This is a genomic window from Shewanella goraebulensis (assembly GCF_030252245.1).
Classification (GTDB): domain Bacteria; phylum Pseudomonadota; class Gammaproteobacteria; order Enterobacterales; family Shewanellaceae; genus Shewanella; species Shewanella goraebulensis.
Map to the genome: position 1 here is coordinate 3,561,748 of NZ_CP126972.1, position 15,682 is coordinate 3,577,429.

Annotated in this window: 14 protein-coding genes and 1 other RNA gene; 5 read left to right on the forward strand and 10 right to left on the reverse strand. The window is 38.7% G+C overall.

The genetic code is table 11. The features are described from left to right. Positions 1-268: 268 nt before the first annotated feature. From QPX86_RS15100 to QPX86_RS15110, 3 genes are read right to left on the reverse strand one after another with little or no spacing between them, the layout of a single operon-like run. Complete coding sequence (locus tag QPX86_RS15100; RefSeq protein WP_220753091.1) at positions 269-1,987, reverse strand: tetratricopeptide repeat-containing diguanylate cyclase; 1,719 nt, start codon at positions 1,985-1,987, stop codon at positions 269-271. 9 nt (positions 1,988-1,996) lie between these two features. Beyond that, positions 1,997-2,203 carry a hypothetical protein gene (locus QPX86_RS15105; protein ID WP_220753092.1) on the reverse strand — a complete coding sequence of 69 codons (207 nt, stop codon included), beginning with the start codon at positions 2,201-2,203 and terminating at the stop codon, positions 1,997-1,999. Positions 2,204-2,231: 28 nt separating this feature from the next. After that, complete coding sequence (locus tag QPX86_RS15110; protein WP_285163116.1) at positions 2,232-3,077, reverse strand: SAM-dependent methyltransferase; 846 nt, start codon at positions 3,075-3,077, stop codon at positions 2,232-2,234. Positions 3,078-3,406: 329 nt separating this feature from the next. On the opposite strand from QPX86_RS15110, the gene QPX86_RS15115 reads away from it, so the two are divergent. Continuing rightward, a complete protein-coding gene (locus QPX86_RS15115; protein ID WP_220753094.1) occupies positions 3,407-3,943 on the forward strand; it encodes an outer membrane protein assembly factor BamE in 537 nt (178 codons plus the stop codon). Between the two features lie 112 nt (positions 3,944-4,055). On the opposite strand, the gene QPX86_RS15120 is transcribed toward QPX86_RS15115, so the two are convergent. Next, positions 4,056-4,391: an RnfH family protein gene (locus QPX86_RS15120; RefSeq protein WP_220753095.1), complete on the reverse strand. Its 336-nt coding sequence runs from the start codon at positions 4,389-4,391 to the stop codon at positions 4,056-4,058. Beyond that, on the reverse strand, positions 4,381-4,818 hold the full coding sequence (locus tag QPX86_RS15125; protein ID WP_220753096.1) for a type II toxin-antitoxin system RatA family toxin: 438 nt from the start codon (positions 4,816-4,818) through the stop codon (positions 4,381-4,383). The genes QPX86_RS15120 and QPX86_RS15125 overlap by 11 nt, the downstream gene beginning before the upstream one ends. Positions 4,819-5,020: 202 nt before the next feature. Here QPX86_RS15125 and smpB point away from each other — a divergent pair, with 202 nt between their 5' ends. The 3 genes from smpB to QPX86_RS15145 all read left to right on the forward strand — a co-directional run bounded on the left by smpB (position 5,021) and on the right by QPX86_RS15145 (position 7,821). After that, positions 5,021-5,518: an SsrA-binding protein SmpB gene (gene smpB, locus QPX86_RS15130; protein ID WP_220753097.1), complete on the forward strand. Its 498-nt coding sequence runs from the start codon at positions 5,021-5,023 to the stop codon at positions 5,516-5,518. A 72-nt stretch (positions 5,519-5,590) separates the two neighbouring features. After that, positions 5,591-5,945, forward strand: a transfer-messenger RNA (tmRNA) gene (gene ssrA, locus QPX86_RS15135). 976 nt (positions 5,946-6,921) lie between these two features. After that, entirely contained in the window at positions 6,922-7,821 is a 900-nt protein-coding gene (locus QPX86_RS15145; protein ID WP_285163117.1) for a LysR family transcriptional regulator, read from the forward strand. Positions 7,822-7,856: 35 nt separating this feature from the next. Here QPX86_RS15145 and QPX86_RS15150 read toward each other — a convergent pair whose 3' ends face one another. The 5 genes from QPX86_RS15150 to QPX86_RS15170 form a co-directional block, all read right to left on the reverse strand. Next, positions 7,857-8,270 (reverse strand): hypothetical protein, encoded by a 414-nt coding sequence (locus QPX86_RS15150; protein WP_220753099.1) that lies wholly within the window; start codon positions 8,268-8,270, stop codon positions 7,857-7,859. 52 nt (positions 8,271-8,322) lie between these two features. Further along, complete coding sequence (locus QPX86_RS15155) at positions 8,323-9,312, reverse strand: tetratricopeptide repeat protein (RefSeq protein ID WP_220753100.1); 990 nt, start codon at positions 9,310-9,312, stop codon at positions 8,323-8,325. A gap of 10 nt (positions 9,313-9,322) precedes the next feature. Beyond that, positions 9,323-10,645: an anaerobic sulfatase maturase gene (locus QPX86_RS15160; protein ID WP_220753101.1), complete on the reverse strand. Its 1,323-nt coding sequence runs from the start codon at positions 10,643-10,645 to the stop codon at positions 9,323-9,325. Between the two features lie 212 nt (positions 10,646-10,857). Then, positions 10,858-11,343, reverse strand: coding sequence for a hypothetical protein (locus QPX86_RS15165; RefSeq protein ID WP_220753102.1), 486 nt, complete (start codon positions 11,341-11,343; stop codon positions 10,858-10,860). Positions 11,344-11,410: 67 nt separating this feature from the next. Beyond that, positions 11,411-13,054, reverse strand: a complete 1,644-nt coding sequence (locus QPX86_RS15170) for an arylsulfatase (protein ID WP_285163118.1) — start codon at positions 13,052-13,054, stop codon at positions 11,411-11,413. Positions 13,055-14,674: 1,620 nt separating this feature from the next. Here QPX86_RS15170 and QPX86_RS15175 point away from each other — a divergent pair. After that, entirely contained in the window at positions 14,675-15,637 is a 963-nt protein-coding gene (locus QPX86_RS15175; RefSeq protein WP_285163119.1) for an AAA family ATPase, read from the forward strand. Positions 15,638-15,682: the final 45 nt, after the last annotated feature.

Genomic DNA, 15,682 nt, shown 5'->3' on the forward strand with positions numbered 1-15,682 from the left:
TAGTAATGAGCTATAGCACTAATATTAAAAGGCACGACTTAGGAATAGCACTCAGAGATAGCGATAAGGGGAAATATTAAGAGAAATACTAAAACTTAAGGTTATGGAATAAAACTCTCAATAAGGATTGTTTACGCAAGGAATTGATGTAGCTGATTGCGGTGTCCAGAACTTATTAGCCAGTCCCTATAATCTAATGCAAACCACTCAGCTAGAATTTAATATTAGATAAGTATCAAAAGTATTTTTTAATATAGCTTACAGATTATCAAGACTTAACCACTCGATTTCTACCTGCTGACTTGGCTTGATATAGCGCATTGTCAGCGCGATTTAGAATTGGATCCAAGCTTAAATCATCTTTAGTTAACTCACTAACACCAAAACTGCCAGTAATGGTAAATTGATGCCCAGAGTAACGCGTATTGATATTCGCAAAAGCATCACACAACTGTTGTGCACGTTCGTAAGCAATGTCGATATTTGTATACGGCATAAATATCGCAAACTCTTCACCGCCCAGGCGGCAAACAATATCACTAGACTTAATACAAGTATTAACCGTCTCTGAAACTTTTTTCAACGCCCAATCACCGGTAGCATGACCGAAGCTATCATTAATCTTTTTAAACCAATCTAGGTCAATCACAATAATACTAAAGCTTTCATCGCAAGCTTGTACTTGCACGAATTCATTCTCTGCTTTTTCAAGCCCTGCACCACGATTATATAATCCAGTTAACGCATCGATTTGAGCTTGTTTACGAAACTGATTACGTTGCATCCAGGCCGCCGATAACATTAAAGTCAAAAAAACAACCGTACCAACAAGCACCGTAGAGAACATGAAAGAGGAACTCTTTTCATTATTCAAAATACTTCGCTGTTTGGCTATCATTTCATGATCTTGTACTAATTGATTCAGCTCTCGGGTTTTCTCTGCTGAATCAAACTTTACCATTTGGTAAGCATTTTCTTTTACTTTTTTCTCATTGATTATCTGCATATCCAAGGCGTGAGCTTGGACTTGATATTGATAAGCTTCCTTATAATTACCTTGTCGACTTGCAAGCATTGATAATATTTCACTTACTTTTCTTTTGGGTAACATATAAATGGAGTCATTTGGTAATCCATTAACCAACTCGGCATAATACATCGAAGTTTCGTATTCATTTATATGATAATGGACCATCGCTAATAGTGCGTTAGTCCTTGATAGCTCATAGGTGAAATTGAATCTCTGATAAACGGTTAAAGCTATTTCAAGTTGTTGTTGCGCAGTGCTATATTCACTCATTTCCAAGTTAATTTCAGCTAAGCCTTTAATAGCCATAGCCGCAACAAGAGAAAACTCATGAGTTTGGCAATAAGCATATGCTTCGTCAAAAGTGGAAGAAGCTTCTCGATAGAGTCTCAAGTTCAAATTGCTGTAGCCTAGGCCTACAAGACCATAGCAATGGCTTTTAGGTGACTGTTGTTTATTCAAGGCCAATACTTTTTTAGAAATTCGTTTACTTTCTTTATATGCATCCATATCTAGGTATACATTTAAAATGCGTAAATATGACTCTAGTTTTAATTCGATGTCTTGGTAGGTTTCTACTCGAGCGAGGTTATTTTCTAATTCAATAAATGCTGAAGTGTAATTTTTTAACCCTATATATGAAGTGACCTTATACATATAGGATTGTGTTAATAGTATTCTATCTGTTGCTACATTTTGTACATCATCTAGCCGAATAAGTGCATTTTCAAAATTGCCTATCATTATTTGTCTTTGAGCATCAATCATCCATAATCTAGCAAGCTGGTCATTATTTAAAATCGAACTTTTATCTTGTAAGGCACTAAAGAGCACTTCCCCTTCATCAGGGGAAGTTTTCATTGTTTTTTCTAATTGCGATAACTCTAAGTCAATTTGCTGCTCAATATTGGCAAAAGCAAAAGAGCTTAGAAAAGTCAAAAACAACAAAATATTTTTCAAGTCAATAACCTAGGAGTGATGAACAAACAATATTTTAGATTTATCAACATCTCCAATTAACGCACAGACTTTACTTTCATCACATGACAACAAAGCCTCTTGCTCTTCTTTAGTCAATCCGTAATCTTGCATGACTTGTTGCGGCGATTTTTCAAATGCTTGTTTTAATTTTGCATCCGAGCTTAAATCCGTTAAAAAAGAGCTAAGTTTTGACATAGTAATTTCCATTTTAGTGTTGAAAGGTTTATCCAATATCGCATGCTTCAATCCCAAGGCGCTTTAATATGTCGAGATTTAAAGCTAATTGCTCTGAGGGAGGGATTAATAAAGTACTAATGGTGCTGAGTTCAACATAGGGCAATTGCTCAAGGCTGAACCGCTCAATTCTCGGTTTTAAATGAGGTAAAGTAGCAGCTTCGTAAATTACCACCTCATGCTCACGCGGATACCATTGTGATAAATGATCCACCAAGATCTCTAATCGTTCTGATGTTGTCGAAAATTCAGTTAAAGTATGTTCACCAGCTAACGATATTTGCCACAGGAGTAGATGGGTCTTAGGGTTGGGAATATGCTGATACAGCATGAATTGAGTCGCTTCATAACTCTGATGTCCAGATGTACCTGGGTCGATACCTAAATCAGCCCACAAGCAAGCTTCTGCGGATATTCCAGGTAGCATCTGCGCATGATGCCCTTCTTGCCTTGCTTGCTTAATCGATAAATGGGACACACAAGCAAATACCCCAGGGTGGCCATACAAGGCAACAACCACATTTAGCCCAGACCTTACCTGTTCAAGTATCGCTTCTACCATTTGCGAATAGGTATCCCGGCGATTTTTAACTTCATCTTTTTGAGCATAATAAGGCTGCAGGGAGCGATGATTTGGGTTCAAGCTTACAAGCCAGCGCTCAGTAAACCCATCAGGTACAAGTGAAAAAACTAAATCAGCATTTTCAATATAGCTTTTACTCAATACACTGACCTGTCCCGCAAGTTGCAAACCCGTACCAACAAAAGTCACCCGACCTGCATTTTGTTGGAGTGATAATGAGTCTTTATTAATTTCAGCTGCTTTTAATGACATTTTTAATCGTTATTCTTTTAAGTCAGATGGATTGGGCTGTATAGGTTGATGAATTGACTTAGGTAATAGATATTATCGAACTCAATTAACTTCCATAATTCAAACTTATATAATTACACAGGGATTTACCACGAATTTCTACAACTTCGTAACATTTGACCTACACATTTTGGATAAATAAACGACTTTCCTATCCTATTACGGAACTAACTCAGCACTACCGACTCTATTATTCACACAGTTATAGCATTCAACAGTTAATAGCCACTTGTCAGCATAGGGAAGCCTTGGGTATGATGGCGTCAGATTTTTAGGAAATAGCGCAGACAATGATAAACAAAAAACAAAGTCTTACCCTTTTAGGCGCCGTTGCGCTTTCAGTATCTTTAAGTGCGTGTAGTGTTTTTGATTGGTTAATTTATAAACCTGATGTACCACAAGGTAACTACATGGAGTTACAACAAGTAGAAAAACTACGTGTTGAAATGACCAAAGAGCAGGCTGAATATATTTTAGGCCGCCCAGTTCTTCGTGATAGTTTCGCTGATAATATTTGGTACTACGTTTATCACTTTAAAAGTGGCCGTGATGCCAGTGTGACTCATAAAGAGCTTATCTTGTATTTTGATGGTGATTTACTCGAACGAGTAGAAGGTGATTACAAATTAAGTGATGACTTTGATACACCGCTTAATGAAGGTGCCTTGCCAACAGTATCTGCTCCAGTTGTGGCTCCTTTATTACCAGAGCAAGAGCCTAATAAAGCAATTCGTGGTGATGCGAAGCCATTAGTTCAAGAAGAACGTATTGAAAATGAGAACAATGTACCAACTGGTGGTTCTCAAGGAAATGACAAAGCCGAATAATGGTTTTACACTTCTAAATATACAAGCTTGAAATAAAAAGCGGAAAGATAACTCTTTCCGCTTTTTTAATGCATGTAACTTGTTTAACTATCAATAAATATTCTTGTAACCACTAACTTAATTTGGCACCGGTAATTTTATTGCTACGCCCTTCTTCCTTGGCCTTTTCTGCACGCTTACGGCGCACATCTTTGGGGTCGGCAATTAAAGGGCGGTATATCTCAATACGCTGACCTTGCTGTAATTCTTCATCGTGTTTAGCTTGTCGGCTAAAAACACCCAGCTTTACTTTTTCAAGATCAATCTCAGGGAAAAAACTCACAATATTGCTTTGCTTAACCGCTTCAATAAAAGTGGTACCCGGTGTGACATTAACTGTAATAATTTTCTGCTGAGCTGGCAGTGCATAAATCACATCAACAGCGAATGTTTCAACTTCATTTGTCATTGTAAATCACCTTGGCTCTATCAGTAAAAGCCGTCACCATTGAGTTCATTAACTCTTTAAATACCCGTCCAAATGCCATATCTGCAAGTGGGTTTGAAAACTCAAAGTTTAAATCAAACTCAACTTTACAGGCATCATCTGTTAACTCTGTAAAACGCCAAATACCATCAAGGTTTTTAAATGGACCATTTTCGAGGGTTAGCGATACAGTTTTACCCGGTACAACCTGATTACGCGTGGTAAAGGTTTTACGAATGCCTGCTTTTGAAACATCAACCGATGCCACCATTGTTTTACCATCAAACTCAAGCACTTTACCGCCAACGCAGCCGGGGAGAAACTCATGGTAAGACTCAACATCATTAACCAGATCATACATTTGCATTGCACTGAAACGAACGAGTACATTTTTTGAAATTTTTGGCATGAATAACAACACTTTCGATAACAATCTGCCAATTTTAACACGCCTACGTTAAAACGCATCTATTACGATTAATGAATAAACTCGCATCTTTAAGTGGTTTGGGTATAATCCCTTGATTAGATTATTCTCTCCCCCATATCTGTCACATGTGAAAAATGATCAGATCTTTTAAATGGGATAACAGCGGGCAGTACACGCGATTATGGTAAAAAAGAATTCGAAAAAATCAAAGAATCCACCCGCTACGATTACACGTAATAAGCGCGCGACCTTTGAATTTAAAATTGAAGAAAAAATAGAAGCTGGACTTGAGCTACAAGGCTGGGAAGTTAAATCTCTGCGCATGGGAAAAGTCACTTTAGCTGACTGTTATGTCTTCATCAAAAATGGTGAAGCATTCATGCACGGTTGTACCGTTCAGCCGCTAAACACCGCAACGACTCATGTAGTGTGCGATCCTGTACGTACTAAAAAACTGCTAATGAAACGCAGTGAAATAGACAAACTTGAAGGCTTAATTGAGCGTCAAGGCTATACCTTAGTACCACTTTCCCTATACTGGCGTAAAAGCGCTTGGGTAAAAGTTGAGATTGGTTTAGGTAAAGGTAAAAAAGATCACGATAAACGTCAGGACACTAAAGAGCGCGAGTGGAAAGTAGAGCAATCTCGTGTGATGAAGAAGTCTAGACTGGACGGATAATGAACAAACGATTGTTAATTGGTGAAATGCATTAGGCTTTTTAGTGTTTACCCGATACAATCAACAAACTTTGGGGGCGATTCTGGATTCGACAGGATTCACGAAACCCTGGGAGCATGTCGAGGGGCGGTTGGCCTCGTAAAAAGCCGCACTGTTATAGTTGCTAACGACTCTAACTACTCTCTAGCAGCTTAGGCTAGCTAGCCATCTTACCCACGTCTCTCAAATGGGCAGGGATTCAAGATGGTCATATTACATTTGATAGCGAGGGAACTCCGTCCGAGGGTGAACCGCGAAATAGTATCGGACTCGCCAATTGCAATCCTGTCTTTCGGAGTGTACTTGGTTAACCAAAAGAGAGACTAAACATGTAGCGCCTTGGATGTAGGCTTTCTGGACGCGGGTTCAAATCCCGCCGCCTCCACCAAATACTTAAAAAAGACGTCTTAGGACGTCTTTTTTTATGCCTGAAACTAGTAATATCAATAACTTATTGTCTAATAACGTTTTCCCGCCCCTAATAGCAGCTTGAGGTTTATGTAACACCTAATGCAACACCGGAACCAAGTCTAGATTCAGCTGTCACAATAATGGCCAATACCACTAAACTGCTAACCGCTATGCAAGTTTCAATCGAAAACCTTAAGACAAAGAATACAGCCTAGATAGGTTTGGAACGACGTAAATTGGAAAATAGTTTGCGTTGTTCATTAGTGGTAGCAAGTTTAACCAGACACCATTTCTTTATCACATACTCGCAGATCTCTGCTTTTATCCAAAGTACTGAAAGGTCGATACACGCTCACCTGCGCGCTAATCAAATTTTTTGACAACTTTATGTAAATCAATATTTCCCTCCTGAATAAGATCCTAAAAAGGTAGACCATAATCCTTAAACCCTTTTCCAATATGAAGTACGAAAAGCTTCGAGCAAATTGAATATAGCTTTCTACGCTTGATGAATTAGAGGCTGAAATATTAAAACCTTTTATATATAAATTTTTAACCATTTCATACTTGGTTTAACAATATGACTGACACGAAAAACATGAATAGAGAGTAAAAGTATTGGCAAATCACTAGTGATTAAGCCTTGCCGTATTAAACATGGTGAGGAATTCTAATTTTGTTATAAATCGATATATAAACTAAACAAAATCAATTGCTAAAACTGTAACAACAATAAATCAAGCGATTGATAATAAAGCATTAAAATATAGGGCAGAAACAAGTAGCAATAAGATGAACTGTAGTGATAAAGCATAAAAATAGACCTTATTCATTGGTATTATCTAACTCTGATAACACAAAATATTTTGGTTTTGACACTGGAGCAAAGACGGATAGCTTTTCCCAACAACAAACTATAATCTGTTCAAGAGCAGATAGGAAAAGAGAAGAGTATGGATTTAAATTTATTAAAGACGTTTGATGCAGTAATGAAGAGTGAAAGTGTCAATGATGCAGCTGATATTTTGGGGATCACGGCTCCCGCAGTGAGTCATGCGCTTAATCGGCTTAGAGACCAATATCAAGATCCGCTTTTTATCCGACAAGGCCGCGGAATAGCGCCGACAAATTTTGCCATAGAGTTACATGTAGAGATCCAAGAACCATTATCATTGCTGCTTAATGGTGCCATATCCCGGCAAGATTTTGACCCATTAACCAGTCAACGAACTTTCCGTATTTCCAGTCACAAAGATATAGATCTTATCGTTGTTCCGCCAATTGTGGATTATAAACGAAAACATGCACCAAACATCATGATTAAGGCCGATGTGGAGCATCAATATTATCATGAAAGACAAGATGACTTACGCCACCGTAAGGTAGACCTTATTCTTGCTACTGCACTATTAGAAGATCATGGTTACCATAATCAATTCTTATTCGAACAGCAATTGGTTATCGCTGTCAGTAAGCACCACCCGCGAATCCAAGACAAGTTAACCCTCACAGACTTTTTTAATGAATATCATCTCCTCTGGTCTACAAAAACACTCGAGAATTACGTTCTTAACTCATTAGCTGATGAAGATATACCCCATCGAAAAGTCGCTTATGCCACAGGCTCACTTAGTACTGCATTAGTGATGGCATCGCAAACTGACTGGATTTGCGTAACAAGTAGCTGGCATGCAAACAAAATGTGTGATGCGTTAGATCTGAATATATTCCCTCTGCCCTTTGCATCTAAAAAAGTCCCCATTTATATGACGTGGCATCACTCGCAGCGACATGACGGCGGGAACAAATGGCTTAGAGAAGCGCTCATTGAAACTACAGCAGCACTTCGCTAACTTAGATATAGATTGAACTCAGATAAGCAGCCACACTATTTGCGTTCGTTTTGAATATTATCCATCGCACACATTCCAAAATTAGGATTGACTTGTTCGCAATGCTTTACCCAGCGTACAGGCCAGAATATTCGAGTCGATTTTCCAATTTGGATACATTGCAGTTGTATATTTTTATGTTCATACCTATCACCGACGGCAAAAGACTCTGTTTTAGAGACATAGCACTTCGGTTCTAGCAAATTATCATCCATGAGCTGGTAAACCCAGTTTTCATCTGCTTTGTTCTTAAAAGCGTCATAGTATGCAGAATTTGCAGAACTAACAGCGGATCGCTCTGCTTTAGTGGCTATGAGCATTCTAACGTCAGCGAAAGCACTATTTGCCAATAGTAAACTAACAATGCATAGCAGCAATTTCACCGATGCAGGTTTGAGTCTAATATTCATGTTATTCCCATTCTTTAAATAGCACTGCGGTAACTTTGTATACCAGACAAACTCATGACTTTAACTTCTGTAATAATTGTTCGACAGCATTTTTAGGTGCCACTTTTTTAAGTTCAGTCAAACAAGCATTAGCATTTACATTGTCAGTTTCTAAATACACTTCGCACAGTGCATACATTTGCTCTGGAGCACCAGACAACTGATACGCCTGCTCAAACAAAGGTACTGATGCAGCAACATCAAACTCTTTTTGCATTACTCCGTACAAATACCAATAGTAACTATTTGACTCAGCAAGTATGGCCGCGACTTTTATCTGTTCCATTGCCAACCGTTTCTCTTTGGCTCTCACCAAAGTCAGTCCTTTAGCAAAATGTAACTGTGAAGAGTTAGGATTACTCTTTAGCCCTACATTCAAAATATCCAAGCTAGCTTTATCTTTGCCTTGTTTATGAAACGCCTCTGCATAACTGACCCATACAGCTTGATTGGTGGGTACCTCCAACGTTAATTGCTTAAACAACGAAATTGCTTTTTTGTTATCACCGGTTAACTGATAAAACCTTGCCAGCCTATATCGTGCATATGATGTGTTGCCCTCTAACAAATATTGTTCAAGTCCAGCTAAGTAAGGCCTAATAATCTCTTTCTGTTCAGCGTTAAACTCTTGCTCACCCGATAACAAATTAAATACTGCTTCGTTGCTAGTCGCCGTATTTGAGTCAGCCAATAAAGGGGTAAGCATTTTCCAGCGCAACGCAACAGAAAAACCAGCGCTACCGATAATTGCAGCTTGCTTTATTTGAGTATTTTCTTCCTTCAAAGCTCTAGCAACGGCCACCAAACCATTTTTTGAAGGTCGCGTTTGTAGCGACTCAAGTGCAATTACCCTTTCATCGACTGTCCGTGCTTTATCCTGAGCAATGTAGGCAGGGTCTTCAACATTAGGCCGGTAATTTGTCGGCGGTTCTTCTGTATTAGCTTGAGTGCCAAATGACACTAGCAGCATTGAAACAACCATTATGATCTGCTTATTCATCATCAATCAACCGTTATGCTCTGGCTTGCAATTGCTTGTTAATTAATTCTCGGTCACTGTATTTACCGCGTGCTACCGGGTAGTTGAGTGTGCGTAGAATATACGCCAGCCCCGCATCTGCATGGGTATAAAACTTCTTCCAACCTGCACATAAATAATTAAGCCCATCTTCACCATCTTTGGTACGAATGAAGCGGTTTTTAGGACACTCACCAAAACAAGCAAATTGATATTCGCAGCGCTGGCATTGGCTTGGCAATGACTTGGTTTTTGATACCCCAAACTGCTGCTGCTGACTAGAGTAAGCCATTGATTCAAGTGTTTTATCGTTTATATTGCCAATCTTGTATTCGGGATAAACATAATGATCACAGCTAAAAACGTCGCCATTAGGTTCCATTGCTAAGCCTTTGCCACACATTTCCCCAAGTGTACATAATGGATTTCTTCTGCCTGCCCATGTCTCTAAAAAGGCTTCGAAATATTGAACAAAGACAGTCCCTACATCATTTTGAATCCATTCATCAAATACTGTAATCAGGAAGTTACCCCATGCGTCATCTGCGACACAAAATGACTCAACTATCGACTCTTTATGCGCTGGGTTTAACCTTGCATCGCCTTGCATTAATCGTTCATCGCTCGCCCATGTATGTGGAGCCGTAGAACGAAATGTCTTAGGTTCAACAATAGGAATAAATTGCATCTGTGGCGACTTTACTTCATCACGTAAAAAACGATATACCGTTAAAGCATTATGACTGGTTATGTTATTGACACAGGTCAAGGTTGCAAATTTAACCTGATGCTTATGCAGTAATTCAACAGCTCGCATGACTTGTCTAAATGAGCCTTTTCCTGATTTAGTCGTACGATAACTATTATGGATTAACTCTGGCCCATCAATACTTAACCCAACAAGGAAGTTGTTGTTTTTTAAAAACTCGCACCATTTGTCACTTATAAGTATGCCGTTTGTTTGTAGATCATTTGAAATAATGACGCCTTCAGGTTTATATTTTTTCTGTAGTTCTACAATTTTTTCAAAATAAGGGATTCCTAGCATTGTCGCTTCGCCGCCTTGCCATGAAAATATAATCTCTGGTGTATTTTGCCCTTCTATATAGCTGCGAATAAATACTTCAAGATCATGGTCACTTAATTTTGGTGAGCATCCCCTCTTATAATCCAACAGATCTTCTTTGCTTAAGTAGTAGCAGTAATCACAGTCAAGGTTACATGAAGCACCGATAGGCTTTGTCATTACATGCATGCGTTTTGAGGCTTTACCATTAAACTGTGGACCTGCTTTTAGAACTGTATTGTTGCTACTCATAAGTATCTTCATCTGTCAGTTAATTTGATGGGAGTGATGATAATTGCTAGTTAATTTATGAACAATCAACTCAAGTAAAATATGGATTGAACGGTATTTAATTGACGCCACTAACAGTGATTCAACTAGATACCGAGATATTGCCAAGTATCATCAGCTGAATTTCTTCTTGATTTATTGATTAGTCAAAAAGAACACCTTACTAATAGAGTTTATTGGCTTAGGACCTGTATCAACTTAATTTTTTGATCACTACTGAAACCAGTGCTAGTTAATAACACCGATATCGCATCGAACTGATTGCGGCTAACGCTACTAGAGCTAACTGAAATTGCTGCAGTCTTTGCTGGTTCAATATCGTTAAGCTGCTTGTTCGACTCGACGTTAACTTTAGATAAGTTGTGTTCTGGCATGCTATTGCTATAAACGCTAGACTTATCTTGCTCACTTGCTTGCTGCATATTCTGACTTGATAGATTGCGAGAAACTTGTCCAGCTGTTTGTTCATAACCATTAAAGCGATTAATATTTTCCAACACCGCACTTTGCACGTCGGTAGACTGCTGGGCGGAAACTGCGACGTTCTCGGTTCGGAGAGCTGAAACGTCAGCCCCCTGCATAGATAGTGTTTGAGGGGCACTTCCAGCTTGGACAAAAGGAGCAATGCAAAAAGTCGCCAATATAAGGGATTTAAACATAAGGTGTACCTATTTAAGGAAGTTGAGCAAGAAACTAGAGAATCCTCTAGTTTCTTGCTATTACAGGTTATTTAGTGGCAGTTTTTGAACCACCAGCTCCTATGCCAAAGTTTTTGTATACTGATTCACTCGCACCATCCATTGTAAATGAACCCGGGCGCTGTGATGGTGGAAAGTCTTTATAAGTAGCTAAGTGCTGTTTTACTAGCTCGTTGGCTTTATAAAATACAAAGACATTATCAAGCTCCCAAGACCAATAGTTATTCGAGTTGTGATCAGCACGCTCAAATGGATCTTGTCTAAGGTTAAAGATTTTAGGTAAACGCAACCAAGTAAACGGCTCAGCCCAAAGAGCCATCGTTTTCGCTCTTTGCTCACCGTAAACAACCTTCCAGTCAGTAGAGTGATCTTTACCACCGCCAACGTAATCTGCTTGGTTATAACGAATAGCTACGACTTGTGCGTCAGCGTTATATTCAATTACCTGCTTACGCGGGTCTTCTTTCGTACGACCTGCAAAATAATCATTCATGTCAAAGCCATCAAGATGGATTTTGAACTCTTTACCATTGGCTTTATAACCGCCTTTCAACAAGTCTTGCTTAATATTGCTATCACCAGCCGCTGCAGAAAGAGTCGGAAGGAAATCAAGCCCTGAAACCATGCCGTTTAGCACTCGACCACCGCTCCAGTCACCGGCAGGCCAACGTACAAATGCAGGAACGCGATAAGCGCCTTCCCAGTTTGTTTCCTTCTCACCTCGGAAAGGCGTAGTAGCCCCATCTGGCCACGCATTAAAGTGAGGGCCATTATCGGTTCCATACATAACAATAGTATTGTCCTTCAACTCATTATCATCAATATAGTCAAGTAGTTCGCCTACATTTCTGTCATGAGCCATCATTGCGTCATTATAGAAACCTTGTCCAGAAATACCTCTATCTTTAGGGTTTAAGTGAGTCTTGAAGTGCATCTTAGAAGAATTCCACCACACAAAGAATGGTTTATGTGCTGCTTGTGCTTTGTCCATAAATTTAATGGCATGCGCGGTCACATCGTCATCAATAGTGCGCATGCGCTCTATCGTTAGCGGTCCAGTATCTTTAACTTCACCATCAGCTTTGGCCGAAATGACGCCTCGTGGACCATATTTCTCAAGGTACTTTGGATCTTTCGGGTAGAAATCATGCTCTGGCTCTTCCATCGCATTTAGGTGGTATAGGAAACCATAAAACTCATCAAAACCGTGGTTTGTTGGTAAGTCACGGTCGCGGTCACCAAGATGGTTTTTACCAAATTGCCCCGTCATATAGCCTTGGTTTTTAAGTACTTCAGCGATGGTTAAATCATCATCAGCAATACCTTGAGGCGCTCCTGGAAGGCCAACTTTTGTCATGCCTGTTCTTAATCCATCTTGACCAGTAATAAACGCACTTCGACCAGCAGTACAAGATTGCTCGCCATAGTAATCAGTGAATGCAACACCTTCATTGGCGATACGGTCGATGTTTGATGTCTCATATCCCATCAAGCCACGATTCCAATAGCTGATGTTCCAGGTACCTATATCATCGCCCCACATGACTAGGATATTAGGTTTTTGATTCGATTTCGGTGCTGGAGCTTCAGCAGCAATTGCATGCATTGACGAAAATGCTGATAAGGCAAGCATCGCGGTTGAAAGTAGTGTTTTTCTACTCGGAATATTCATGTGCGTCTCTCTCTATTAACTTAAGTGAACACTCGATGCCTTACTCTTACTCAAGTTGGCAGTAATGTTTGTATATAAACTTACTGTCGACATCTCGATGTTCTATTTATTGTGGAGTCAATTAGAAAATAATCGCTCCAATTTCAATTCGAGAGGGATATTAATGTGAATATAAAAAAAGAAAAAACACTTTTGGTTAATAGTGAATTTAGTTTCATTCAACTAAAAAACATTATCTAGTAAGCAATAGAGAAACAAAGAAAAAACAGTTGACTAATTCACTTTTTTTATTTCATTAAATTAACTAGCTGCCATTTTAATTACGCCCTGCAAATAACCTTCTACAAATAGCATTCAGCTTATTAAACAATGCAAACACACAGAACAAATGCCGCAATAAACTTCAATTTAAATTAGTTTAACAACATGAATCATTTTGGTGTTCATGTTATTAGATAAGTTACTTTTATTACTGAGTGACTTACACTTTATAAATGCCAGTGAAAACATAGCCTCACAGTTTGATAGGCATTGTAAATTACATAAACACAAGATAGAGATATTTACATGTCGTATTATCATTATCCGATTCGCTACTGCAACTGTCTTTAGCACTAAGCAGACAAGTAGTTGGCAGGAACATGTCGTCAATGTACATCTTATAGTTTTACTTGCCGAAGCTCATGTATTACTTGATTCCATGCCAAGAACCACAAAAACACTCTGTAAGAGCAATATTAAATTGTTTGGTTGCCCTCACTCGGATGCGTAAATTTCACAGCCCAATAATGTAATAGCCTAAATGTCTCATATCCCATCAAACCACGATTCCAATAGTTGATGTTCCAAGTACCTATGTCATCACCCCACATTGCTAGAATATTAGGTTTTTGGTTCGATTTTACTTCTGGTGCTAAAGCATACATTGACGAGAATCCTGATAGAGCAAGCATCGCAGTTGAAAGTTGTGTTTTCTACTCGGAATATTCATGTGCGTCCCTCTATTAACTTAAGTGAACACTCGATGCCTTACTCTTACTCAAATAAGGAGTAACTTTTGTATATAAACTTAATGTCGGCATCTCGAACTTTTATTTATTATTGAGCCAATTAACAAACAAATCACTCCAACTTCGATTAGGTAAGGACAGTAATGCAAATATTAAAAAGGAAAAATCTTCGAGTTAATAGTGAGTTTAGTTTCATTATCTATAAGCAACAGACAAATAGACAAATAGACAAATAGACAAATAGACAAATAGACAAATAGACAAATAGACAAATAGACAAATAGACAAATAGACAAATAGTTAATTAACTCATATTTAATTCACATTTAAATATAATTCAATTGATTAACTAACAAACTGGCATTAGGCTTACCTCCTGTAAACAACCCTCTAGAAATAGCTCTAAAGTTATAAAGTAAACGCACCCAAAATAACGCAGTAAATGGTTAACTAAAATTAGTTAAACAACATAAATCACCTTAGTTCTCAAAGTATTAGATAAGCTATTTTTATTACTGAGTGACTTACACTTTATAAATACCAGTTAAAACATACCCTCACTGTTTGATAGGCATTTTTAATTATATAAACACAAGATAGAGATATTTACATGTCGAAATTATCATTATCCAATTCGCTACAGCAATTGTCTTTAGCATTAAGCAGACAAGTGGTTGGGCAGCAACATGTCGTCGATGCACTTATTATAGCTTTAGTTGCCGAAGGTCATGTATTACTTGAGGGGCTGCCAGGAACCGCAAAAACTCGCTCTGTAAGAGCATTATCAAATTGTTTGGATGCTTCACTCGGGCGCGTACAGTTCACACCCGATTTAATGCCAAGTGATGTAATAGGCTATGAGACACTGGATAGCTCTGAAACAATGGTATTTAAAGAAGGCCCTGTTTTCACTAATATTTTACTTGCTGACGAGATTAATCGGGCCCCGCCAAAAGTACAATCCTCTTTACTCGAAGCCATGGAAGAGCGTCAAGTTACAGTCGGCGGAAAAACACATCCACTTCCTGAATTATTTATGGTGCTCGCCACACAAAATCCTATAGAACAAGAAGGGACTTACCCTTTGCCTGAAGCGCAGTTAGATCGGTTCTTAATGAAGATTACCGTCGATTACCCAATTAGAGAGGCTGAACTAGATATTTTACGCTTAGTAAAGAGTGAAGCCCTCCAACAAAAACCGAACTTTTCAATTGAACAATCTGTGCTGCTACAAGCCCGAAAAGCGATTTTAAACGTTTCTACCTCTGACAGTCTTGAACAGTACATAGTCGATATTGTGATGACGACTCGTTTCCCACAACAATTTAAAGACAGTGAACTACAAAATTGGATTCAAGTTGGCGCAAGTCCAAGAGCAACAATTGCATTGGAAAAATGCGCTCGCACACATGCATTTATTAAAGGCAAAAATTATGTCGATCCTGACGATGTAAGGGCTGTCGTTAATAGTGTCTTGGGGCACCGACTTATCTTAAGTTATGACGCTATTGCAGATGGAATATCTGCAAAGGATGTCGTTACTGAGATCATCAAGCGTGTCCCCGTCGCCTAAACGTTGAGATAGTTCCATGGATAATCGACTTTTTGTAGATCAAAA